This is a genomic window from Kitasatospora sp. NPDC098663 (genome assembly GCF_044760075.1).
Taxonomy (GTDB): domain Bacteria; phylum Actinomycetota; class Actinomycetes; order Streptomycetales; family Streptomycetaceae; genus Kitasatospora.
Genome location: NZ_JBIWAP010000044.1, coordinates 28,701 through 51,081, shown reverse-complemented (window position 1 = coordinate 51,081; position 22,381 = coordinate 28,701). Strand labels below are relative to the sequence as shown.

Sequence of the window (22,381 nt, the reverse complement as noted above, 5' to 3'; positions counted from 1 at the left end):
GCGTAAAGGTCCATCCTGACCAGGGACTTCACGAAAAGCGCGAACCTTGTGCGACCGCCCGGTAGTGGCTACTGTCCCCCGTTGTCAGGGGCACCACACGCCAGGTCTCCCTTCGGCGGCGCCGTTCCCGCGCCCGTTGCCGCGTTCCCTCCCGACCATCCGTGTCCGCCCGAGGCCTGGCGCCCTTCCTCCCCCGCATCCGTCCTGGGAGCTCTCTTGGGTGAGATCCATCATGCCGACCACGGCTGGGTGACACCGGCGGTCTCGTACTTCGTCGCCTGCCTCGGCGCCTTCGTCGCCCTGCGCAGCGCCCGCTGGGCACTCGTCTCGCAGGGCCGCACCCGGGTGGTCTGGCTGCTCTTCGCCTCGACCTCGCTCGGCGCCGGGATCTGGTCCATGCACTTCATCGCGATGCTCGGCTTCTCCGTCACCGGGGTCGACATCAGCTACCGGCCCGGGCTGACCGTGCTCAGCCTGCTGGTCGCCATCGCCGTCGTCGGCATCGGCCTGTTCACCGTCGGGTACAGCCGCCGGCCCGTCCTGTCCCTGCTGGCCGGCGGGCTGACCACCGGCCTCGGGGTCGCGGCGATGCACTACCTCGGGATGGCCGCGATGGTCCTGCCCGGCCACCTCGACTACGACCGGCTCACGGTCGGACTGTCCGTCGCCATCGCCGTGTTCGCGGCCACCGCCGCGCTCTGGGCCACCCTGAACATCCGCGGCACGCTCGCCGTCCTGGCGGCCGCGCCGGTCATGGGCGTGGCGGTGTGCGCGATGCACTACACCGGCATGGCGGCGCTCTCGGTGCGACTCGACTTCTCGCACTCCACCCAGGGCGGCGTGATGGCGCTGCAGTTCATCTTCCCGCTCGGGGTCGGGCTCGGCTGCTACGTCTTCTTCGGCTCGCTGGCCTTCGCGGTCTCGCCGAGCCGCGGCACCACGCAGCCGCTCCTGCTCGGCCCGGCGGCCCCGCTGGTCCCGCGACAGCCGCGACAGCCGCGCCGGCGGGACGAGGCCGGCGCCAGGCGCTGAGCCGGGCGGGCCCCACCCCCCCCCCCAAGCCCCGAGGGCGTCCGACCGGGTCCCCCACCCCGGCCGGGCGCCCTCGGCTCACTTCCGGCGGCCTCCCCCGCCTCGCCCCGGCGACCACCCCTGCCTCACTCCGGCCGCCCCAGCAGCCCGGTCAGGTGCGCGGGCGTGGCCACCGGGCAGACCTTGTGCACGAAGTCCCGCCGCAGCGCGTGGTACGGCTCGCCCGCCCGGTAGAAGTTGGCGTGCATCCGCCGCAGTTCCTCCGCCCGGTACTCGGCCAGCGGCTTCGCCTCCTCGTCGACGGACCGGCGGCGCTTCTTGTCGACCAGCCGCCCGGTGAGTTCCGGGGAGGCGCCGAGCGCGGCGGCCTCCCGGACCACCCAGCGCCGGAAGGCCGCCGCGTCCCCGCCGCAGGTGCGGTCCGCCAGGCCGATCCGGCGGGCGTGTCCGGCGCCGACCGGCAGCGCCTCGGTGGTCAGCCGCGCGGCCTGCTCGGCGCCGACCCGGCGCGGCAGGGTGTACGTCCAGTACTCGGAGCCGTAGAGGCCCATCAGCCGGTAGTGCGGGTTGAGCACCGCCGACTCCCTGCACCACACCTCGTCGGCGGCGAGGGCCGCCATCAGGCCGCCGGCCGCCGCGTTCCCGGCCAGGGCGGCGACGGTGAGCTTGTCGGTCGTGGTGAGGACCGCGTGGACGAGGTCGTCCATCGCGTTGATGTTCTCCCAGGACTCCAGCGCCGGGAAGGCCGCGCCCTCGATGACGTTGAGGTGGATCCCGTTGGAGTAGAAGTCCCGGGGCGCCCCGAGCACCAGCACCGAGGTGGGCCGGTCGGCGGCCTCGCGGTAGGCGGCGAGCAGCCGGCGACACTGCCCGGTGCTCATCGCCCCGCCCGCGTAGGCGAATTCGAGGTAGCCGACGTCGCCCTCCTCGCGGTAGCGCAGCTCCGACCAGGTGTCCCGGCGGGCCGCCGAGGTCGGCGTCACCGGGACTTCGCGGACCCGGTGCAGCCGGCCGGCGAGCACCGTCGCGGCCGGCTGCTTGAAGGTGGCGGGCCCGCCCGGGGTGCGGCGCGGGCGCAGCTGGGGGATCCAGACCGCGCCGTCCACGGTGGCGCGGCAGATCGCGCCGTCGCGGGTCGCGAGCACGGCGCCGGGCACCGGGCCGCGCAGCTCGTCCTCGGGGTGGCCGCCGTGCAGGAAGTACTCGCGCCCGAACAGCTCGTCGAGCACGCCGGGTTGGGAGTCGGCGGCGCGGAGCTTGCGCAGCACGGTGGCGGTGTCGTCGGCGGCCCAGTCGATCCGGCGGGCGTCCTGCCGCAGCAGGGGCCGCAGCCTGCCGTGGACGTCCGGCCGGTCGTAGTCGAGTGGTTCGGGGGTGAACAGCCCGCCCTCGAAGCGCTGGACGGCGAGCAGGACGGCCTCGACGGCGGCGTCGGCGACCTCGCCCCGGTACAGCTCGCTCTTGCCGCAGTCGGTGACGGGGAACTCGACGGACGCCCAGATGTCACCGGCGTCCATCTCCTCGACGGCCTGGAGGACGGTCACGCCCCAGCGGTCCGCCCCCTCGGTGATCGCCCAGTCGAGCGAGGAGGGGCCGCGGTCGCCCTGGGGCCCGGGGTGCACGATCAGGACGGTCCGGGTGGACCAGATGTCCTGCGGGACGGCCTTGGTGAGCATCGGGCAGATGATCAGCTCGGGGTCGGTACGGTCCACCGCCGTCCTCATCGCCTCGTCACCGAGGGCGAGTTGGACGGCGACCTGGTGGCCGCGCCCGCGCAGCTCGGTGTGGACGCGCTGGGTCAGGCTGTTGAACGCGCTGGCGATCAGGAGAATGCGCAAGAGGGCCTCCGGACAGGGACTGGGGTCGCGCGCAGGCGATGAAACCAGGGCATGGACACGTAATGATTACGTTCTACGCCTTCCCGCCCGACCCTCACGCACTCCGCACACCTGTGCCCCCGGCGTGGCGTCCGCTTCGCCGGATCTCCCCAGCCCCTCCCGGAGTTGACGGCAGCGGCCGCCCGCCGACATCGACGGCGGGCGGCCCCGGCCGCTACCTCGGAAACGCCCGGCGGGCCCGCCAGGTGGTGTGCTCGCGGGACACCGCGTCCTCCGCCTCGGCGGCCATCCGGGCCCAGCGCGCCTCGGCGTCCGGCGTCTTGAGGTCGAGATCGGAGAGCTGGTTGCCGACGTTCTCCAGCTCGCGCGCGGCCAACTGGTAGGCGGCGGCCAGCGGGCGCAGCTGCTTGAGCTGGGTCCAGGCGATGACGGCGGCGGCCGCGGCCGAGCTGGCGCCGAAGACGTGCACCTGGAGGGCCCCGGTGGCCTGGGCGACGGCCGCCGCCGCGCCGATGATGATCAGCGCCGCGATGCCGAGACCCCAGGACACCGCCTGCGTCTCGCACGCCTCGGCCCGGGCGCGGTACCAGGTCCGCTGGCCCTCGACCCGGGTGCGCAGGTAGAGCATGCGGCGGGCGGTCAGGCTGCCGGCCCGCATCCGCCGCATCTCCGGGGTGATCTCGGGGACGGTGCCGGGCGGCACGATCTCCGGGTCCTCGAAGGCCCGCAGCACGTCCTCGACCTGGAGCAGGTAGCCGCGGTCCACGTCCGCGGACTCCGCCTCGCCGTCGAACGGCCGGGCCCGGACGGTGTACTTCCAGGCCAGCGTCTTGACCGACTCGGCCGCCGCCCGGGCCTCGTACCAGCGCCCCTGCGGGTTGCTGCGGCGCAGCCGGGACCAGAAGTAGCCGGCGATCAGGAAGGCGCCCACCGAGTACAGCGGCACGCTGTCGAAGGAGCCGCGGTCCTTCGGCCCGGGGAACGAGCCGATCACGGCGGCGATCACCAGCATGGCGATCAGTCCGCGGTACCAGCGCAGCGTCTCGCGCTGGCCGTCCAGCGAGGCCTTGTCCGCCGTCCAGAACAGCTCCGGCAGCAGCTTCGCCTCGTCTCCCCCGGGCGGATCCTGTTGCACCATCGGTCGAGCCCCCTCCCCGTGTCCGTCCAGGCAGTATTCCCTCCGTCAACTTCGCTACACGGTCCCCTTTTTGACATTTTTCCCAGCGGTGATCGCCGCACCGCCCTCGAAACCGGTACGACCGGTTGCAGCTCTGCGTCCACCGACGGCCGACCCCAGGCCACCGCCCCCGGGAACGAAGGCGCCCCCGGGAACGGCAGCGGCCCCCGGAACGACAGCGGCCCCGCCCTTCCCCCAGGGGGAGAGGACGGGGCCGCCGGTGGAGCGGTACGGCGTCAGAGCAGGCCGAGGGCCGGCATCAGGTAGTAGAAGGCGAACACCGACGCCACCGCGTACAGCGGGACGGGCACGCTGCGCCCGCGCCCGGCGGCCAGGCGCAGGACGCAGAAGGCGATGAAGCCGAAGCCGATGCCGTTGGTGATGCTGTAGGTGAACGGCATCATCACGATCGTCAGGAAGGCCGGGATCGCGATGGTGTGGTCCGACCAGTCGATCTCCTTGATCGAGCCCGCCAGGATCAGGAAGCCGACGGTGACCAGGGCCGGGGTCGCGGCCTGGGCCGGGACCATGGTGGCGAGCGGCGTGAGGAAGAGCGCGACCACGAAGAGCAGGCCGGTGACGATCGAGGCGAAGCCGGTCCGGGCGCCCTCGCCGACACCGGCGGTGGACTCCACGAAGCAGGTGTTCGCGGAGGCGGAGGTGGCGCCGCCGGCCGCGGTGGCGATGCCGTCGACCATCAGGATCTTGTTGATGCCCGGCAGGTCGCCGTTCTCGTCGAGCAGGTGGGCCTCGTCGGCGACGCCGAGGATGGTGCCCATCGCGTCGAAGAAGCAGGACATCAGCACGGTGAAGACGAACAGCACGCCGGTCAGCACGCCGACCTTCTCGAAGCCGCCGAACAGGCTGACCTTGCCGACCAGGCCGAAGTCGGGGGCGGCGACCGGGTTGCCCGGCCAGGCCGGGACGGTCAGGCCCCACTTGAGCGCCGGGACGTCGACGAGCTTGTCGATCACCACGGCGAGCGCGGTGCTGACCACGATGCTGATCAGGATGGCGCCGGGCACCTTGCGGATCAGCAGGACGAGGGTGAGCAGCAGGCCGAACACGAAGATCAGCACCGGCCAGCCGAGCAGGTGCCCGCTGCCGCCGAGCTGCAGCGGGACGGTGGTGTGCGCGGCGTCCGGCATGCGGCTGACGAAGCCGGAGTCGACCAGGCCGACGAGGCTGATGAACAGGCCGATACCGATCGCGATGGCCTTGCGCAGCCCGAGCGGCACGGCGTTCATGACCCGCTCGCGCAGGCCGGTGGCGACCAGCAGCATGATCGCGAAGCCGGCCAGCACGACCATGCCCATGGCGTCCGGCCAGGTCATCTTGGGGGCGAGCTGGAGCGCCACGATGGTGTTGACGCCGAGTCCCGCGGCCAGGCCGATCGGGACGTTGCCGATCACGCCCATCAGCAGGGTGGTGAGACCTGCGGTGAGGGCGGTGGCGGTGACCAGCTGGGCGCTGTCCAGGTGGGCCCCGGTCATGTCCGTGGCGCTGGCCAGGATGATCGGGTTCAGCACCAGGATGTACGCCATGGTGAAGAAGGTGGCGACGCCGCCGCGGATCTCGCGCGGCAGGGTGGAGCCGCGCTCGCTGATCCGGAAGTAGCGGTCCAGGGCGCCGGTGGGGGGCTTGGGGGCGCTGGAGGCGGGTTCGGGCGACTCGGTGGTCGGCTGGACCACAGGCATGCGTGCGTCCTCTGTGGGGGAGCTGAGGAGGGGGGGACGCCCGGGGCGACGGTGGCCGGGCGGGGAACTTTCAGTATGGTTTCCCGATCGCACACGCGCTATCTTCGCGCGTAGAAGCCCAAGGGCCCCTGAGGGCCGGCCGCCGCACCGTACGCTAGGCCCCATGCCCAAGAAGCCGCTGCACCCCTCACCCCCTCCGTTGGAGGCCAACGACGTCGCCATCGTCGGCGGCGGCACGGTGCTGTGGTTCGTCGCCTTCCTGGCGCTGCTCCCCTTCCAGGGCACCCTCTCCGACCACGGCCACGGCACCTGGCCGTGGATCTGCCTCTCCGGCGGTCTGCTCGGCCTGATCGGCCTCTGGTACTGCCGCGCCCGACGGGACGCCATCGCCCGCGACCGCGCCGCCGAGGCCGCGAACCGGGAGGCCGGAAACGACGGCCAGGACCCGGCCACCCGGTCGGACTGAATAGTCCTTTAGTAGCACGCACCGGACATAAGGCACCCGTAGAGTCGGTGCCATGACGCAGCCTGCCCACCCCGCGGAAGAGCAGCCCGGCGACGCCGACCGCCCCGACGGTGCGCACCCCCTCGGGCTGCTGCCCGGCCGGCGCGGCGGACTGACCTCCGCCGAGGTGGCCGAACGGATCGCGCTCGGACAGGTCAACGACGTCCCCGTACGGTCCAGCCGCTCCGCCAAGGAGATCGTCCGGGCCAACGTCTTCACCCGCTTCAACGCGATCATCGGCGTGATGTTCGGGATCATCCTGATCGTCGGTCCGCTCCAGGACGGCCTGTTCGGCCTGGTCATCGTCGCCAACACGGCGATCGGCATCATCCAGGAGCTGCGCGCCAAGAAGACCCTGGACAGCCTGGCCCTGATCGGCGAGGCCCGCCCCGAGGTCCGCCGGGACGGCACCGTCGAACAGATCGCCGTCGCCGAGATCGTGCTCGACGACACGGTGCTGCTCGGCATCGGCGACAAGGTGATCGTCGACGGCGAGGTCACCGAGGCGGACGGCCTGGAGATCGACGAGTCGCTGCTCACCGGCGAGCCCGACCCCGTCCTCAAGCAGCCCGGCGACCAGGTCATGTCCGGCAGCTTCGTGGTGGCCGGCGCGGGCGCGTTCACCGCCACCAGGGTCGGCCGCGAGGCGTACGCGGCGCAGCTCGCCGAGGAGGCCAGCCGGTTCACCCTGGTGAAGTCGGAGCTGCGCAGCGGCATCAACAGCATCCTGCGCTTCATCACCTACCTGCTGATCCCCACCGCCATCGGCCTGATCATCAGCCAGCTGGCCGTCGAGGGCCGCGACTGGCGCGAGGCCGTGCGCCGGATGGTGGCCGGGATCGTACCGATGGTCCCCGAGGGGCTGGTCCTGCTGACCTCGGTCGCCTTCGCGATCGGTGTGATCCGGCTGGGCCGCAAGCAGTGCCTGGTCCAGGAGCTCCCGGCGATCGAGGGCCTGGCCCGGGTCGACACCGTCTGCCTGGACAAGACCGGCACCCTCACCGAGGGCGGCATGGACGTCGTCGACCTGCGGGTCCTCACCGACGGCGAGCCCGGCGCCCTCGACCCGGACACCATCAAGCACGCGCTCGGCGTGATGGCCGGCGCCGACGCCCGCCCCAACCCCTCCATGCAGGCCGTCATCGACGCCTACGGGCGCGGCGACGCCTACGGGCGCGGCGACGGCGCCCCGGGGGCGGGCGGCTCCCCGGCCGTCGACGGCTGGCGGGTGATCGAGGCGATGCCGTTCTCCTCCGCCCGCAAGTGGAGCGGCGTGCAGCTGCTGGAGCCGCAGGGCGGCGAGGCCAGCTGGCTGCTCGGCGCCCCCGACGTGCTGCTACCCGCCGGGCACCCGGCGCTCACCGAGGTCGACGAGCTGGGCGCCAAGGGCCTGCGGGTGCTGCTGCTCGGCCGCACCCCCACCCCGCTGGACTCCCCCGACCCGGCCGCCGAGCTCGCCCCGCTCGCCCTCGTGGTGCTCCAGCAGCGGCTGCGCCACGACGCCGCCGAGACCCTGCGCTACTTCGAGGGCCAGCAGGTGCAGGCCAAGGTCATCTCCGGCGACGCCGCCGTCTCGGTCGGCGCGGTCGCCGGCCACCTCGGCCTGCCCGGCGCCGACCACCCGCTGGACGCCCGGACGCTGCCCGCCGAGCCGGACGCCCTCGCCGACACGGCCGAACGGACCACCGTCTTCGGCCGGGTCACCCCGCAGCAGAAGCGCCAGCTGGTCGCCGCCCTGCAGTCCCGCGGACACACCGTGGCGATGACCGGCGACGGCGTCAACGACGTGCTCGCGCTCAAGGACGCCGACATCGGCGTGGCGATGGGCACCGGCAGCGACGCCACCAAGGCGGTCGCCCAGATCGTGCTGCTCAACGACTCGTTCGCCACCCTGCCCTCGGTGGTCGCCGAGGGCCGCCGGGTGATCGGCAACATCGAGCGGGTCGCGGGCCTGTTCCTGGTGAAGACGGTCTACTCGGTCCTGCTGGCCCTGCTGGTGATCTTCACCCACTCGCCGTACCCGTTCCTGCCCCGGCACTCCACCGTGCTCTCCACCCTCACCATCGGTATCCCGGCCTTCTTCCTCGCCCTCGCCCCCAACAACGAGCGGGCCCGCACCGGCTTCGTGAAGCGCGTCCTGCGGCTCGCCGTGCCGGGCGGCGTCATCGCCGGCACCGGCACCTTCGTCGCCTACGCGCTGGCCCGCGGCGACCACGCGACCGACCTCAAGGCCGACACCAGCGTGGCCACCCTCACGCTCTTCCTGATCGCCATCTGGGTGCTCGCCATCGTCGCCCGCCCCTACAACTGGTGGCGCCTGCTGCTGATCGGCACCATGGGCGGCGCCTTCGCCCTGGTCCTGCTGGTGCCCTGGCTGTCGGAGTTCTTCCAGCTCTCGCTGGTCGGCCTCCGCGACCCCCTGGTCGGCGTCGGCATCGCGGTGGTCTGCGGCCTGGCCCTGGAGATCGCCTGGCGCGTCATGAAGCGCCGCGGGATGGAGTGAGGCCCTGGCACCCCCGGCCCGCGGCCTGGATGATGGATCGCGGAAGGGGGTGCCGACATGGCCCGCACAGGTGGGGAGACCGAGCGCGAGACCGGGCAGGTGGAGGCCTTCGCCGCCTTCCTGGCCGGCCTGCTGGCCGCCGGACTGACGGTCCTGGCCCTGGTGGGCGGCCGCTGGCTGACGAACGCCGGCGAGGTGACCGCCCCGGCGCTGCCGTGGGTGCCGACGGCCGTGAAGGCCCTGGTGGCGGCCGTCTGGCTGGCCACCACCACCGTCGTCTACCTGCGGTTCAAGCGCCGCGGGCGGGCCCGCTGAGCGCTCAGCCCTCGAAGTCCCGCGCCGAGGACAGCTCGTACGCCCGGTCCGGATCGGTGAGCGCGGCCAGCACCTCGAACCGCCGGTGCCACTGCCCGACCGACCAGGCGAGCCCGGCCGCCAGGCCCTCCGGGGTGGCCGCGTGCAGCAGCCCGGGCACCGGCGGGAGCTCGAACTCGTCGTCCTCGTCGGCGGCCTCGGCCGCGTCCGGGTCGTAGGGCGCCTCCGGGGCGTCCGCCTCGACGTCCCAACGCCACTCCACGGCGGCGTCGTTGCCGTCCGGGCCGACCACCAGCAGCTCCTCGTGCTCCTCGTAGGCGACCGGGCAGCCGGGCAGCAGCTCCCGCACCACGGCGGGGACCCGGTGCAGCACGCCCTCGGAGAGCACCCGACCGCCCGCCACCTCGCTGGCGAGCGAGACGTGCAGCCGCTCGGCGAGGTCGGCGGCGAGCGCCGGGGCGACCGGCACCAGCGGGTACGGGTGCAGGAGCTGGACGAGGTCGGGCGCGTCGGCGACGACCGCCCTGGAGGAGTCGACGATCACCGTGTGGGCCGGCCGGCGGCCGGTGTCCGGGTCGAGCGGCGGCAGCGCCCGCACCACGTCGACCGGTTCGATCCGCTCGATCTCGACCCGCGCCAACGCACTGTGCAGGCCGTGCAGTTGGCGGTGGCCGACATCGGAGGCCTGATCGGTGAGCCGGTCCAGCACCTCGTCCGGGCCGTGCGGTTCGGCGAGCAGCGCGGCCAGCGTGGTGCGCACCCCGAGCGCGTGCAGGAACTGCTCGTCCAGGGTCGTCCGGGCCTCGTCGTAGAGGCCGCGCAGCAGCGGGTCGGCACCGGCCGCGCGCAGCCCGGCGGGCTCGCGGCCGTCCAGCACCGGGTGGTCGCGCAGCCACCAGGCGGTGTACGGCGGCAGGTCGGTGTAGGAGCCGTCCGGCAGCAGGGTGCGGACGGGGTTGACCACGGCGTCCCGGTACGGCGGGCGGGAGAGCGCGGCGAGCGCCTCCGGCCAGGCGTCGTCGTCGACCAGGTCGAGGTCGCGGACGGCCAGCAGTTCGGCGGCCACCGGCGGGACGCCCGCGACGTCGTCGGCCTGCAGGGCTTCGAGGGCGTCCTCGGCCCAGTCGGCGAGGCCGTCGGGCGCCTCGTCGAGCAGCCCGGTGGGGTGGCCGCCGGCCGCGCGGTCGGCGGGCGCGGTGGGGTCGAGCCGTTCCAGGTCGTCCGGGTCGAGCACCACGTCCTCGGCGCGGACGAGGACGAAGTCGGCGAGCACGCCGACGGCGGCGAGCACCTCCGGACCCCAGCGCTCCAGCAGCTCGTCATCCACCCAGCCGGCGTCCTCCTCGCGGGCGAGGGCCGCGAACGGGCTGCCGGGCAGGACGAGTTCACCGGCGCGGGCGGGCTCGCCCTCGTCGTCGAGCAGGGCCAGCCGGGCCAGCCAGGGGTGCTCGCCGGCGGCCGGGCCGGCGACCTTGACCAGCGCCAGGACGGCGTCGGCCAGTTCGAGCGCGGCCTCGACGTCGTCCTCGGCAACCTGGTAGGAGCGGGCGACGGCGGCCCGCACCTCGGGGGTGTCGAGCACCCCGGCCGGGGTGGCGGTGCCGGCGCCGAGCTTGGCGAGCAGCGGGTGGGCGGCCTCGGGGTGGGCGAGCCGCAGGTCGAGGGCGGCGAGCGCGTCGGCCAGCGACTCGGGGTAGCCGGGGAAGGCCGCCCAGTCGGCGTCCTCGGAGGGCAGCAGGACGCGCCGGGGCCCGGTGATGGTCCGGCCGTCGGCCAGCGGGACGGGCAGCGCGCCGAGCGACTCCGGGTCGGCGGCGCCGAGCGCCGCGTACAGGTTGCGCCACCAGGAGGGCTCGCGGTCCAGGCCGCCGAGCTGGTCGACCACGTCGGCCAGCGGCACCCGGCGCACGTTCAGCACCCGCAGCTCGGTGCGGCGCTCCAGCCCGGCCGGCAGCAGCCCGGGGAAGATCGGCGCCAGCGCCTCGACCACCGAACCGTCCGCGCCCTCCAGCAGGGTGGCGTCCCGGGGGCGCAGCGCGGGCGTGCCCGCCTCCACCGGCGCCGGGTGCGGCAGGAACGGCGTGCCGGGCAGTCGGGAGAGGACGGCCCCGCGGAGCGCGTTGTCGAGCGCGCCCTGGCCGAGCGGCCCGGGGACGAGACCGAGCGAGCCGAGGTCGGCGCCGCGGGCGCGCAGCAGGTCGGCGTAGCTGTCGGCGGCGCGCTCGGTGAGGAAGTCGGCGAGCGCGCCGGGGGCGACGTGCCGGCGGGTGGAGTCCAGCGGGTAGGAGGCGATGAGCAGCGCGGGCAGGCCGATCGGCTCGTCGCTGGGCGTGGGCGCGTGCAGCACCGGCGCGATGCCGTGCGCCTGCGGGGTGCCGTCGGCGGCGACCGGGACGGCCCAGGTGACCGTCCAGTACGGGCGGGCGCGCTCCTCGGTGGGGCGGTCGGCGAGCAACTCGGCGGCCAGGGTGCCGGTGGCGCCGGCGGTCTGCCAGCGGGTCCGCCGCGGCCGGCCGTCCGCGTCGTCGGTCACGGTGACCTCGGTGACGCCGTCCGGGCGGGGCTCGGCGGCGACGCGGGTGAGCGTCCGGGTGCCCTCCGGGGTCTCCACCACGACCTCGCCGAGGCCGGGCAGGGTGAGCAGCAGCGCGTCGTCGATGCCGGCGAGCAGACGGCGGGTCAGGTCCTCGGCGGCGGCGTCCCGCAGCGGCAGCACGACCACCGTGTCGTAGCCCTCGGGGGCCGGGCCCTCGGCGGCGAACGGCAGCCGCAGCAGCGGCACGTGGCCGTCCCGGCGGCGCAGTTCCTCGGCCAGCGCGGGCTGCGCCTGGGCCAGCGAGCGGGCCTCGCCGAGCGACCAGCGCACCCCGCCGGCGGCGCCGAGCACGGCGGGTTCGTCGGTGACGGCGAGCACGGCGGCGAAGCCGACGCCGAACCGGCCGACGGCGGGCGTCTCACCGCGCTTGGAGGAGGCGCGCAGGGTGGACAGCGACTCGACGGCGGCCGCGTCCAGCGGGGCCCCGGTGTTGGCGGCGGCGAGCACGCCGTCGGCGAGGGTGAGCCGCAGCCGGCCGGGCCCGTGCCCGGCCCGGACCGCCGCGTCGGCCGCGTTCTGCGCCAACTCGACGACCAGGCGGTCGCGGTAGCCGCCGAGCGCGAGTTCCTCCTCGGCGTTGGCGTCCTCCCGGAACCGGGCCGGCGAGGCGGCCCAGGCGTCCAGCACCCGCCGGCGCAGCGCGGCGCTACCGAAGGGGTCCGCGAGGTGCTCGTCCGTGCCGCTGCCGATGATCCGAGGTTCCACTGGACCTGCCGCCTTCCGCCGCCCTGTACTTCGTACGGGGGGCATTCTCCCCCGCCCCGGCCGCTGCTCCGGACCGCGCCCCCGCCGCCGGGCGCCCGCAGGGCCCCCACCCGCACGAACGCCGCGGCCCGCCCCACCGGTTCGGTGGGGCGGGCCGTGAGCGACGACAGGCCAGGTCAGGAGTGTCCGAGCTCCTCCGCCGGGGCGTCCGGCTCGACCGAGCCGGAGGTGCGGTCCGGGTGCAGCTGCATCGGCTCGACCACCAGCTCGTCCAGGATCAGCTCGGACGGCGCCGGCGGGGCCGGGATGACGGCCGCCTCGGAGTGCCCGCCGCAGCCGTACGCGAAGGAGACGATCTGCCCGTCCGCCGGCCCGAACTCGTTGCCGCACACGCCGAAGGCCTGTCCGAGCGAGCCGCCGATCGGGATCAGGAAGCCGCAGCTGCCGCACGCGGCGGGCGCGGCCTGCGCCATCGGCGTCTGCGCGCCGTGCGCCTTCTCCCAGCGGTCGGCGGCCAGGTGCAGGCCGAGCCGGGAGAGCACCCGGCTGCGGCCCATGCCGAGCTCCTCGGCGACGGCGTTGATCTGGGCCCGGGCCGGGGCGGGCTGGATGCCCGGGTCGGTGACGACCACGTCCTCCTCGGCCGCGAGGGCGACCGCGGAGTTCGGGGCGGGCTCGTCCTCGCCGCTCCAGCCGGGCTCCAGGCGCGCGTCGTCGGCGCCGGTGGGCAGCAGGTCGCCCGGGCCCATGTCGCCGGGGCGCAGCCGCTCGCTCCACGGCACCCACTGGGGGGCGAGGACGGCGTCGGCGCCGGGCAGCAGGACGACCTCGTCGAGGGTGACGTTCTTGGCGCGCGGGGCGCGGGCGACGGTGACCGCCCAGTGCCAGCCACGGTAGGCGGCGTCCAGGCACTCGAAGGTGTGGGTGACGACGCGGTCGGCGTCCGCCTGGGCGCCGAGATGTGGTCCGACGGTCTCCGGGCCGACGGCCTCTTCGGCCGCCTTCCGGGCGAGTTCGACGGCCTCGGCACAGAGCCGATCGGGGGTACGGCTTCGCATCGCAGCACTCACGGCGTCGATTCTCTCCCAGTTCTTCTGTCGCCCACGGCGTGTTGCCTGTTCCGTCGCGGCTCGATAGTCCCTTGTCCATTCTGCGCGACCAGGGGCCGCCGCGGATACCGGCCGCGCCGCTCGTCCGGGCCTGCCGGCGCCCCGGCGCTCGGCGCGCGGCCCTTGGGCAGGCTACCCGCCGGTCGGCGCCCCGGCACAGTCCGGGGCGGTGGCGGCCGTTCCGGGGCCGCGCCGAGGGGGGTGGATTCCCGCGTCGCTGCGGCGATTCTGGGGCAGGATGGGCATGTGGCGGACGAGGACCCGTCGCAGCACGCACTGCACGCCTCGCAGGCCGGCAGCCCCGACCAGGCGGACGCCGTGCCGCGACAGCAGTCTCCGGCCCCCGCTGCGGGCGAACCGCAGCCGGGGGGCGATTTCGAGTCGCCCGCCGCCCCCGTGAGTCTCGTCAAGACCGCCGCCGCGACCGCCACCCTGACCGACACCGGCGCCGACCCGGCCGGCCACGTCCGGCAGCTCGCCGCCCTGGACGGGCACCCCGGCGAAGAGGATCCCGAGCCGAGCCGCAACCTCCTGGTCCGGACCGCCTCCGCCGCCGGCGCCCGCACCGGCCGGGTGGTGCACGGCACCGGCCGCCGGATCCGCAAGGCCACCTCCGCGGAGGGCGCGGGCGAATCCGGCCTGGCGAAGCTGATCGAGCTGCACGCGCTGAACTCCTTCGGCGACATGCTGATCACCGTCGCGCTGGCCTCGACCATCTTCTTCTCCGTGCCCACCGGCGAGGCCCGCGGCCGGGTGTCGCTGTACCTGCTGATCACGATGGCCCCGTTCGCCCTGCTGGCCCCGGTGATCGGCCCGCTGCTGGACCGGCTGCCGCACGGCCGCCGGGCGGCGATGGCCATGTCGATGCTGGCCCGGGCGGTGCTGGCCTGGACGATGGCCGGGGTGATCACCGGCGGCGGCCTGGCGCTGTACCCGGAGGCGCTGGGCGTGCTGGTGGCGTCCAAGGCGTACGGGGTGGTGCGCAGCGTGGTGGTGCCGCGGCTGCTGCCGAGCCGGCTGTCGCTGGTGAAGGCGAACTCCCGGGTCACCCTGGCCGGGCTGCTGGCCACCGGGGCGGCGGCCGGGGTGGGCGGTCTGCTGCACCTGATCGGGCCGGGCTGGCCGCTGCGCGGCGCGTTCCTGGTCTTCGTGATCGGCACCCTGATGGCCTTCCACCTGCCGCACGCGGTGGACTCCGCCAAGGGCGAGCAGCGTGCCCTCCTGCACGCCGAGATGCGCGGCGAGCTGCGCGGCGAGGTCCAGGGCGAGGTCCACGGCGAGCGGGCGTCGGAGGACACCCGGGCCCCGAAGGCCTCGCTGCGCACCGTCGGCCCGTCGGTGGTCCTGGCGCTGCGGGCGATGTCGGCGCTGCGCTGGCTGGTCGGCTTCCTGGTGATGTTCCTGGCGTTCCTGCTGCGCGACGAGCCGATCGGGGGCCTGCGGCCGACGCTGGCGCTGGGCCTGGTGGCGCTGGCGGCGGGGACGGGCAACGCGCTGGGTTCGGTGCTGGGCTCCTGGCTGCGCACCCGGGGCCCGGAGGCGACGGTCACCGCGATGCTGCTGCTGGCGACCGGCGCGACGGCGGCGGCCGCGCTCTGGTACGGCGTGGTGACGGTGGTCCTGGTCGCCGGCGTGGCCGGGGTGGCGGCCTCGCTGGGCAAGCTGTCGCTGGACGCGCTGATCCAGCGGGACGTCCCGGAGGCGGTGCGGACCTCGGCGTTCGCGCGGTCGGAGACGCTGCTCCAGCTGTCCTGGGTGGCCGGCGGCGCGGTCGGCATCCTGCTGCCGCTGAACGGCGTGCTGGGTCTGTCGGTGGCCGCCGGGGTGGTGGGTCTGATGCTGCTGTGGACGGTCCGCACGCTGTTCCGGGTGGGCCTGCGGCGGCGCCCGACGGCGCCCCGGGTGGCCTGAACCGGCCACGGGCAACACGCGGTGGCCGACCCCCGCGTAGCGTGATCGACGAAGCCCGGTAGATTCTGACGCATGAGCCTCAATACCCGTGCCATCGCCGCCCTCGGCGCCGTCGTCGTGGTCGGTGCTGCCACGGTCGGCACGTCCGTCGCCATCGCGAGCGGCCAGACCGAGCACAGCTCCCACCGCGCGACCCTCACGGTCGGCAACTCCTCGATCGTCGCGGACCCGCTGTGCTTCAACGGCGGCAGCCCGATCACGGAGGACCTGCAGCAGGAGTGCCAGCAGAAGGCCACCCAGGCCCTCGCGGAGGGCACCCTCCCGACCCGCGACGTCGTGGTGAGCGACCGGGTCGGCGTCGGCGTCTCCCCGAACGTGGCCGACACGGGCTGGTGGGCCTTCACCAACGGCGGCTCGCAGGGCCAGGGCGGGCGCTTCAGCCTGTTCTCCTACGCCAAGGGCCCGACCTTCTCCGGCTCCCAGCCGGCGAGCCAGGTGCTGAACGCCTCCGGCAAGACCCTGGTCACCGTGGTCGAGGGCGACAAGAACTCGGACAACCCGGTCGCCGTCTGGTACTTCCAGCTGAACACCCAGGACAGCTGACGTTCCCGCGATGACCGCACACGCCGTCGCGGACGAGCGCAACGAGCAGTCGGGCCCCGACCGGGCCCGGCTGCTCGTCGTCGTCGCGGTGCCCGCCGAGGCCGAGGCCGTCCTGCGCGGCCTGCCCGGCCCGGCCACCGTGCTGCCACTGCCCGGCGGTGCGCTGCACCGGGCCGTGGGCGCCCCGGTGGACGTCCTGGCGGGCGGGGTCGGCCCGGCCGCCGCCGCGGCCGCCGCCTCCGCCGCGCTGGGGGCACAGCCGGCCTCGGGGGGCCGCTACGGCCTGGTCGTCTCGGCCGGGATCGCCGGCGGGTTCGCCCCGCACGCCCCGGTCGGCACCACCGTGCTGGCCGACGCGATCGTCACCGCCGACCTCGGCGCCGAGACCCCCGAGGGCTTCGCCGACGTCACCGAACTGGGCTTCGGCACCGTCCGGCACACCCCTCCCCCGGCCGCCGTCGCGCTGGCCGCCCGGGCCCTGGGCGCCGCCACCGGCCCGGTACTGACCGTCTCCACCGTCACCGGCAGCGCCGCGCGGGCCGCCGCGCTGGCCGCCCGCCACCCGGGCGCCCTGGCCGAGGCGATGGAGGGCTTCGGCGTGGCCGAGGCCGCCGCCCGGTACGGCGTGCCGGTGCTCGAACTGCGGACCGTCTCCAACCCGGTCGGCCCGCGCGACCGGGCCGCCTGGCGGATCGGCGAGGCGCTGGCCGCCCTGGAGCGGGCCTTCGCCGCACTGCCCGTCCACGAACTGATCGAGGAGGCCGGCCGTGGCTGAACGGCTGAGCATCGCGTACTCGCCCTGCCCGAACGACACCTTCGTCTTCCACGCCTGGGCGCACGGCCTGGTGCCCGGGGCGGACACCCCCGAGGTGACCTTCGCGGACATCGACGTCACCAACGGCCTGGCCGAGCGCGGCGAACTGGACGTCCTGAAGATCAGTTACGGCGCGCTGCCCTGGGTCCTGGACGAGTACACCCTGCTGCCCTGCGGCGGCGCGCTGGGGCGCGGCTGCGGCCCGCTGGTGCTCACCCGGCCGGGCACGGACGCCCCTGCGGACCTCACCGGCAAGACGGTGGCGGTGCCGTCCGAGCGCTCCACCGCGTACCTGCTGTTCCGGCTCTGGGCCGCGAAGGCGGTGCCGGGCGGCTTCGGCGAGATCGTCGTCCTGCCGTTCCACGAGATCATGCCCGCCGTCCGGGACGGCCGGGTGGACGCCGGTCTGGTGATCCACGAGGCCCGGTTCACGTACCGGCAGTACGGCCTGCACAGCCTGGCCGACATGGGCGAGGCCTGGGAGCAGGAGACCGGCCTGCCGATCCCGCTCGGCGCGATCGTCGCCCGGCGCTCGCTCGGCGCCGAACGGCTGCGCGCGCTCGCCGACGCCGTCCGCGCCTCCGTCCGGCAGGCCTGGGCGGACCCGGACGCCAGCCGGGAGTACGTGCTGGCGCACGCGCAGGAGATGGACCCGGCCGTCGCCGACCAGCACATCGCCCTGTACGTGAACGAGTTCACCGCGGAGCTCGGCGAGGAGGGCTACGCGGCCGTCCGCGCGCTGCTCACCCGGGCCGCCGCGGAGGGGCTGGTGCCCCCGCTCGACCCGGGTGCGCTGGCGTTCTGATCCCCCTCGGTCAGACGTCGAACTGGTCGGCCACCGCGCGCAGCAGGCCGGCCAGCTTCTGGCCGGTCGCCTTGGCCGGGTAGCGGCCGTGCTGGAGGCCCGGCAGCACCGCGTCCAGCGTGGTGATCAGGTCCTGGACGATCGGCGCCATGTCGTCGGCGCTCTTGCGCTGGGCGGCGGCCACCGACGGCAGTGCGTCCAGCAGCTGCACGGCCATCGCCTGGTCGCCGCGGTGGCCGGCGACCACGCCGAACTCGACCCGCTGGCCCGGCTTCAGCACGGTGACACCGGCGGGCAGCGCCTTGGTGTGGACGAAGACGTCGCCGCCGTCGTCGCGCGACAGGAAGCCGAAGCCCTTCGTCTCGTTGAACCACTTGACCTGGCCGGTGGGCATCTCGACAGTCCTCGAATGGGTGTGAGGGATCCCGGCCCTGGCCGGGGATCACTGGGTGGTGGGGAAGGCAGCCGACCTCGGCTCGGCGCCCGCGGGCGCTCATGGTCAGCACGCTGTCAGGAGCAGACTAACGGTCCGTCACTGCCTCATCCGCGTTCCGCGAAAGATCCGCGTTCCAAGGCCCGTTGGGGCCGGTACGGGCGCGGCGTTCTCGCGATCACGGGCGACCCGGTACTGGCACGGCCGGGGCGCGGCTCAGCGCGGTCCATCGGCTCACACCCCCGGGTCTGAGGAAACGGGGCGCACGTGTCGCACCCCTCGGCACCCCCTGCATACCCCCGCCCAGCAGGGATCAAAACGTTCAGCTTCCGAGAAACTGCGCAACGTGACCGAACCGCTCCGGTGGCGGGGGCCGGCGGCCGCTCTGCCAGACTGGACGGACCGGCCCGACCAGCCCCGAGGAGCGAGCAGACGTGAGCAGCCAGAGCGCCGACCCCGGCGACGTGTACGTCAAGGCCGGAACGATCGTCTTCGGTCTGGGCGCGCTCGCCACCCTGGTCACCTTCGTCCCGCTGTTCCTGCACCTGACGCCGCTGCCGACGGCCGCGTACTGGCTGAGCATGCTGATGCCGGCGGGCTTCCTGGCCGCGCTGACCGGGCTGTTCCTGAACGCTCGGGCCCAGCGCCGCCGGGTGGAGTCCGCGGGCGCGTCCTAGGGCTCGGGGCCGGGGCTCAGCCGGCCAGGTGGGCGTCGAGCCAGGCCGGGAAGCCGGTGAGGTCCGCCAGCACCACGTCCGCCCCGGCCGCGCGCAGTTCGTCCGCGCTGTACGGGCCGGTGGCCACGCACACCGCGACGGCGTCCGCGCGCCGGGCGCCCCGGATGTCGCCGAGGTGGTCGCCGACGTAGATGCTCGCGCCGTGCTCGCGCAGCGCCTCGCCCTTGGTCTCCGCCCAGAGGTCGCCGACCAGCGCGTCCGCGTGCAGCCCGGCGTGCTCCAGGTGGAGGCGGGCGTTCGGCTCGTACTTGCCGGTGATCACCGCGACCCGGCCGCCGTGGTCGCGGACCGCCTCGACGGCGGCGTGCGCGCCGGGGAGGGCGACGGTCGGAGCGAAGGCGAGGTCGCGGTAGAGCTCGCGGTAGCGGGTGGCGGCGCGCTCCACCTCGGCTTCCGGGAACCAGTTGCGGATCTCGTCCAGCAGCGGCGGGCCGAGCCGGGTGACCACCAGGTCCGCGTCGATGCGGGCGCCGGTCTCGGCCGCGAGCGCCAGGTAGGTGGCGTGGATCCCCGGCCGGGTGTCCAGCAGCGTCATGTCGAGGTCGAAGCCGACGGTGAGCGGGGCGGTGCGGGTCTCGGGCATGCCGCCAGGCTATCCAACGGGCGGTTCGGGGGGTCGAGGCAATTTGCCCCGGCTTCCGACGGGAACTTAGGTTTACCTGAGTTGTCTGCGGAGAGGGCCCATGACCGACACCACCGCGCCACCCGGCGCGCGACGGACAGCGCGCCACCGAATACTGTGGCTCGCCGCCGCGCTGGCCGTCCTGGCCGCCGCGGTGCTGCTGAGCCTGGCGGTCGGCAGCCGCACCATCCCCTTCGGCGACACCCTCGACGCCCTGCTGCACGGCGGCGACACGGCCAACGCCGTCGTCGTCCGCGAGCTGCGGGTGCCGCGCACCGTCGTCGGACTGGCCGTCGGCGCGGCGCTCGGCCTCGCCGGGGCCGTCATGCAGGGGCTCACCCGCAACCCGATCGCCGACCCCGGCATCCTCGGTGTCTCCCAGGGCGCGGCGGCAGGCGTGGTCCTCGCCATCTCCGGCTTCGGCGTCTCCACCCTCACCGGCTACGTCTGGTTCGGCTTCGCGGGCGCCGTGATCGCCACCGTGCTCGTGTACGGCCTGGCCGGGCGCGGCCGGGGCGGGGCCACGCCGATCAAGCTGGCACTGGCCGGCTCGGCGATGTCCGCGTTCATCGCCTCGCTCAACACCATGGTGCTGACGACCGACGCGGCCACCATGGACCAGTTCCGCTTCTGGCACGTCGGCTCGCTCTCCGGGCGGACCTCGGACGTGGCCTGGCAGCTGCTGCCGTTCCTCGCCGTCGGCACCGTGCTGGTGGTCGCGGTGGCCCGCGGCCTGGACGCGCTCGCACTCGGCGAGGACACCGCCAAGGGCCTCGGCGCCAAGACCGGCCTGGTCCGGGCGGTCGGCGCGCTCGGCGCGACGGTGCTGACCGGCTCGGCCGTCGCGGCCGCCGGGCCGATCGCCTTCGTCGGCCTCGCCGTCCCACACGCGGCGCGGGCCGTCGCCGGCGCGGACCACCGCTGGGTGCTCGCCTTCTCCGCCGTCCTCGGCCCGGCCCTGCTGCTGCTCGCCGACACCCTGGGGCGGGTCCTCTTCCCGCCGTCGGAGGTCCCGGCGGGCGTGATGACGGCGCTCGTCGGCGTCCCGGTCCTGGTCGCGCTGGTGCGCCGCCGGAAGGTGGTCGCGTCATGAGCGCGCAGGGCGTGCGAACCGTCGGGCGCGGCGCCGTCTCCCCGCGCGGGTACACCGTGCTGCGGGCCGGTCGGGCGTCCGTGCTGCTGCACCGCCGGTCGGCGGTGGTGGCGCTGGGCCTGCTGGTCGCGCTGGCCGGGACGGTCGTCGCCTCGCTCTGCCTGGGCGAGTCGGCCGTGTCGCCGGTCGACGTGGTGAAGGTGGTGCTCGGGCAGCCGAGCCCGCACGAGCTGGTGGTCGGCGAGTTCCGGCTGCCCCGGGTGGTCGTGGGCCTGCTGGTCGGCACCGCGCTGGGACTGGCCGGGGCGCTGATCCAGACCGTCGCCCGCAATCCGCTGGCCAGCCCCGACGTGGTGGGCGTGACCTGGGGCGCGACCGCCACCGTCGTCGGGCTGATGGCGTACGGCGTGGTCGGCTCGACCGGGCAGGCCCCGTACGCGGCGGTGGCGGGCGGGCTGGTGGCCGGGCTGCTGGTGTACGCGCTGGCGTGGCGGCGCGGCCTGCACGCGCAGCGCTTCGTGCTGATCGGGATCGGGATCAGCGTGGCCCTGTCCTCGCTGACCTCCGTGTTCCTGACCAAGGGCGACGGCTTCCAGGCGCAGGCCGCGAAGGTCTGGATGACGGGCAGCCTGAACGGCGCCGGCTACGACCAGGCCGACTGGCTGGCCTGGGTGCTGCTCGCCGCCGTGCCCGTCGTCCTGTGGGCGGCTCGGGCGCAACGCTCGATCTCCTTCGACGACGCGACGGCCGTCGGTCTGGGCCTGCGGCTGGACCGGATCCGCCTCGGCATGGCGCTGCTGGGCATCGTGCTCGCCTCGTGCGCGGCGGGCGCCGCCGGACCGGTGGACTTCGTGGCGCTGATGGCCCCGCAGATCGCGCTGCGGCTGGTCCGGTCCGCGCAGGTCCCGCTGTTCTGCTCGGCGCTGACGGGCGCGCTGGTGGTCGTACTGGCCGATCTGATCGCCCGGCGGCTGATGGCGCCGACCGAGCTGCCGGTGGGCGTGGTGACCGGCCTGGTCGGCGCGCCGTACTTGATGTGGCTGCTGATCCGTTCCCGTCGTGGAGGTTCCTGATGTCCGCTCACCGTCTCGAGGCCCGGGGCCTCACCCTGGCCTACGAGGCGCGCACGGTCGTCGAGGGCCTGGACGTCGGCATCCCGGACGGGCGGGTGACGGTGATCGTCGGCCCGAACGCCTGCGGCAAGTCGACGCTGCTGCGGGCCCTGGGGCGCCTGCTGAAGCCGGTCCGGGGCGCGGTGCTGCTGGACGGCGAGGAGCTGGCGCGGATCCCGACGAAGCGGATCGCCCAGCGGCTGGGCCTGCTGCCGCAGTCGCCGACGGCGCCGGAGGGCATCTCGGTGGCGGACCTGGTCTCGCGGGGCCGCCAGCCGCACCAGAGCTGGTGGCAGCAGTGGTCGCCGGAGGACGAGGCGGCGGTGACGGAGGCGTTGGAGCGGACGTCCACGGCGGAGCTGGCCGAGCGCAGCATGGACGAGCTGTCCGGCGGCCAGCGGCAGCGGGCGTGGATCGCGATGGCGCTGGCGCAGGGCACGGACATCCTGCTGCTGGACGAGCCGACCACCTACCTGGACATCGCGCACCAGGTGGAGGTGCTGGACCTGGTCCGCCGACTGAACGTCGAGCGCGGCCGGACGGTGGTGGCGGTGCTGCACGACCTCAACCAGGCGGCCCGGTACGCGGACCACCTGGTGGCGATGCGGGACGGCCGGGTGGTGGCGCAGGGCGCGCCGACCGAGGTGGTGACGGCCGAACTGGTGCGGGAGGTGTTCGGGCTGGAGTCGGTGGTGGTGCCGGACCCGGTGACGGGTACGCCGTTGGTCGTTCCGGGGGCCCCGTGGGCGGCGGCCGCGGACGCCTGACGACAAT

The 22,381-nt window shown here is 74.7% G+C and carries 19 protein-coding genes; 12 read left to right on the top strand and 7 right to left on the bottom strand.

The genetic code is table 11. The annotated features are described in order from the left end of the window. The first annotated feature begins 216 nt into the window (after window positions 1-216). Complete coding sequence (locus ACIQVZ_RS34070) at window positions 217-1,032, top strand: MHYT domain-containing protein (protein WP_402455451.1); 816 nt, start codon at window positions 217-219, stop codon at window positions 1,030-1,032. 125 nt (window positions 1,033-1,157) lie between these two features. On the opposite strand, the gene ACIQVZ_RS34065 is transcribed toward ACIQVZ_RS34070, so the two are convergent. The 3 genes from ACIQVZ_RS34065 to ACIQVZ_RS34055 form a co-directional block, all read right to left on the bottom strand. Then, entirely contained in the window at window positions 1,158-2,870 is a 1,713-nt protein-coding gene (locus ACIQVZ_RS34065; protein ID WP_402455450.1) for a hydrogenase maturation protein, read from the bottom strand. Window positions 2,871-3,084: 214 nt separating this feature from the next. Continuing rightward, window positions 3,085-4,008, bottom strand: a complete 924-nt coding sequence (locus ACIQVZ_RS34060; protein ID WP_350877520.1) for a DUF4231 domain-containing protein — start codon at window positions 4,006-4,008, stop codon at window positions 3,085-3,087. A gap of 275 nt (window positions 4,009-4,283) precedes the next feature. After that, window positions 4,284-5,744 carry an NCS2 family permease gene (locus ACIQVZ_RS34055; RefSeq protein ID WP_402455447.1) on the bottom strand — a complete coding sequence of 487 codons (1,461 nt, stop codon included), beginning with the start codon at window positions 5,742-5,744 and terminating at the stop codon, window positions 4,284-4,286. A 163-nt stretch (window positions 5,745-5,907) separates the two neighbouring features. On the opposite strand from ACIQVZ_RS34055, the gene ACIQVZ_RS34050 reads away from it, so the two are divergent. Genes ACIQVZ_RS34050 through ACIQVZ_RS34040 form a run of 3 tightly spaced genes read left to right on the top strand, consistent with a single transcriptional unit; the run spans window position 5,908 to window position 9,067 of the window. After that, window positions 5,908-6,210, top strand: a complete 303-nt coding sequence (locus ACIQVZ_RS34050) for a DUF2530 domain-containing protein (protein WP_350877496.1) — start codon at window positions 5,908-5,910, stop codon at window positions 6,208-6,210. A 52-nt stretch (window positions 6,211-6,262) separates the two neighbouring features. Beyond that, the gene (locus ACIQVZ_RS34045) at window positions 6,263-8,752 is read left to right on the top strand and encodes an HAD-IC family P-type ATPase (protein ID WP_402455445.1); all 2,490 of its coding nucleotides are present in this window, start codon (window positions 6,263-6,265) and stop codon (window positions 8,750-8,752) included. Between the two features lie 57 nt (window positions 8,753-8,809). Further along, complete coding sequence (locus ACIQVZ_RS34040; protein ID WP_350877492.1) at window positions 8,810-9,067, top strand: hypothetical protein; 258 nt, start codon at window positions 8,810-8,812, stop codon at window positions 9,065-9,067. Between the two features lie 4 nt (window positions 9,068-9,071). Here ACIQVZ_RS34040 and ACIQVZ_RS34035 read toward each other — a convergent pair whose 3' ends face one another. Together ACIQVZ_RS34035 and ACIQVZ_RS34030 are read right to left on the bottom strand one after the other, a co-directional pair. Beyond that, window positions 9,072-12,368 (bottom strand): sacsin N-terminal ATP-binding-like domain-containing protein, encoded by a 3,297-nt coding sequence (locus ACIQVZ_RS34035; RefSeq protein WP_402455442.1) that lies wholly within the window; start codon window positions 12,366-12,368, stop codon window positions 9,072-9,074. 176 nt (window positions 12,369-12,544) lie between these two features. Beyond that, a complete protein-coding gene (locus ACIQVZ_RS34030) occupies window positions 12,545-13,426 on the bottom strand; it encodes a DUF3027 domain-containing protein (RefSeq protein WP_350877758.1) in 882 nt (293 codons plus the stop codon). Between the two features lie 582 nt (window positions 13,427-14,008). On the opposite strand from ACIQVZ_RS34030, the gene ACIQVZ_RS34025 reads away from it, so the two are divergent. The 4 genes from ACIQVZ_RS34025 (at window position 14,009) to ACIQVZ_RS34010 (ending at window position 17,610) form a co-directional block, all read left to right on the top strand. Then, window positions 14,009-15,388 carry an MFS transporter gene (locus ACIQVZ_RS34025; RefSeq protein ID WP_402455485.1) on the top strand — a complete coding sequence of 460 codons (1,380 nt, stop codon included), beginning with the start codon at window positions 14,009-14,011 and terminating at the stop codon, window positions 15,386-15,388. Window positions 15,389-15,460: 72 nt separating this feature from the next. Continuing rightward, complete coding sequence (locus ACIQVZ_RS34020; protein ID WP_402455439.1) at window positions 15,461-15,991, top strand: hypothetical protein; 531 nt, start codon at window positions 15,461-15,463, stop codon at window positions 15,989-15,991. Between the two features lie 10 nt (window positions 15,992-16,001). Then, window positions 16,002-16,766: a futalosine hydrolase gene (locus tag ACIQVZ_RS34015; RefSeq protein WP_402455436.1), complete on the top strand. Its 765-nt coding sequence runs from the start codon at window positions 16,002-16,004 to the stop codon at window positions 16,764-16,766. Beyond that, the gene (locus ACIQVZ_RS34010; protein ID WP_350877483.1) at window positions 16,759-17,610 is read left to right on the top strand and encodes a 1,4-dihydroxy-6-naphthoate synthase; all 852 of its coding nucleotides are present in this window, start codon (window positions 16,759-16,761) and stop codon (window positions 17,608-17,610) included. Before ACIQVZ_RS34015 ends, ACIQVZ_RS34010 begins: the two co-directional genes overlap by 8 nt. Window positions 17,611-17,620: 10 nt before the next feature. On the opposite strand, the gene ACIQVZ_RS34005 is transcribed toward ACIQVZ_RS34010, so the two are convergent. Beyond that, window positions 17,621-18,004 (bottom strand): cold-shock protein, encoded by a 384-nt coding sequence (locus tag ACIQVZ_RS34005; protein ID WP_063348207.1) that lies wholly within the window; start codon window positions 18,002-18,004, stop codon window positions 17,621-17,623. 473 nt (window positions 18,005-18,477) lie between these two features. Between ACIQVZ_RS34005 and ACIQVZ_RS34000 the strand changes: the two genes are divergently transcribed. Further along, window positions 18,478-18,720: a hypothetical protein gene (locus ACIQVZ_RS34000; RefSeq protein ID WP_350877480.1), complete on the top strand. Its 243-nt coding sequence runs from the start codon at window positions 18,478-18,480 to the stop codon at window positions 18,718-18,720. A gap of 16 nt (window positions 18,721-18,736) precedes the next feature. Here ACIQVZ_RS34000 and ACIQVZ_RS33995 read toward each other — a convergent pair whose 3' ends face one another. Beyond that, a complete protein-coding gene (locus tag ACIQVZ_RS33995) occupies window positions 18,737-19,363 on the bottom strand; it encodes an HAD family hydrolase (RefSeq protein ID WP_350877478.1) in 627 nt (208 codons plus the stop codon). A gap of 100 nt (window positions 19,364-19,463) precedes the next feature. On the opposite strand from ACIQVZ_RS33995, the gene ACIQVZ_RS33990 reads away from it, so the two are divergent. From ACIQVZ_RS33990 to ACIQVZ_RS33980, 3 genes are read left to right on the top strand one after another with little or no spacing between them, the layout of a single operon-like run. Further along, window positions 19,464-20,495 (top strand): iron ABC transporter permease, encoded by a 1,032-nt coding sequence (locus ACIQVZ_RS33990; RefSeq protein ID WP_350877476.1) that lies wholly within the window; start codon window positions 19,464-19,466, stop codon window positions 20,493-20,495. Continuing rightward, window positions 20,492-21,568, top strand: coding sequence for a FecCD family ABC transporter permease (locus ACIQVZ_RS33985; RefSeq protein WP_402455431.1), 1,077 nt, complete (start codon window positions 20,492-20,494; stop codon window positions 21,566-21,568). Before ACIQVZ_RS33990 ends, ACIQVZ_RS33985 begins: the two co-directional genes overlap by 4 nt. Next, window positions 21,568-22,374, top strand: coding sequence for an ABC transporter ATP-binding protein (locus tag ACIQVZ_RS33980; protein ID WP_402455429.1), 807 nt, complete (start codon window positions 21,568-21,570; stop codon window positions 22,372-22,374). The genes ACIQVZ_RS33985 and ACIQVZ_RS33980 overlap by 1 nt, the downstream gene beginning before the upstream one ends. Window positions 22,375-22,381: the final 7 nt, after the last annotated feature.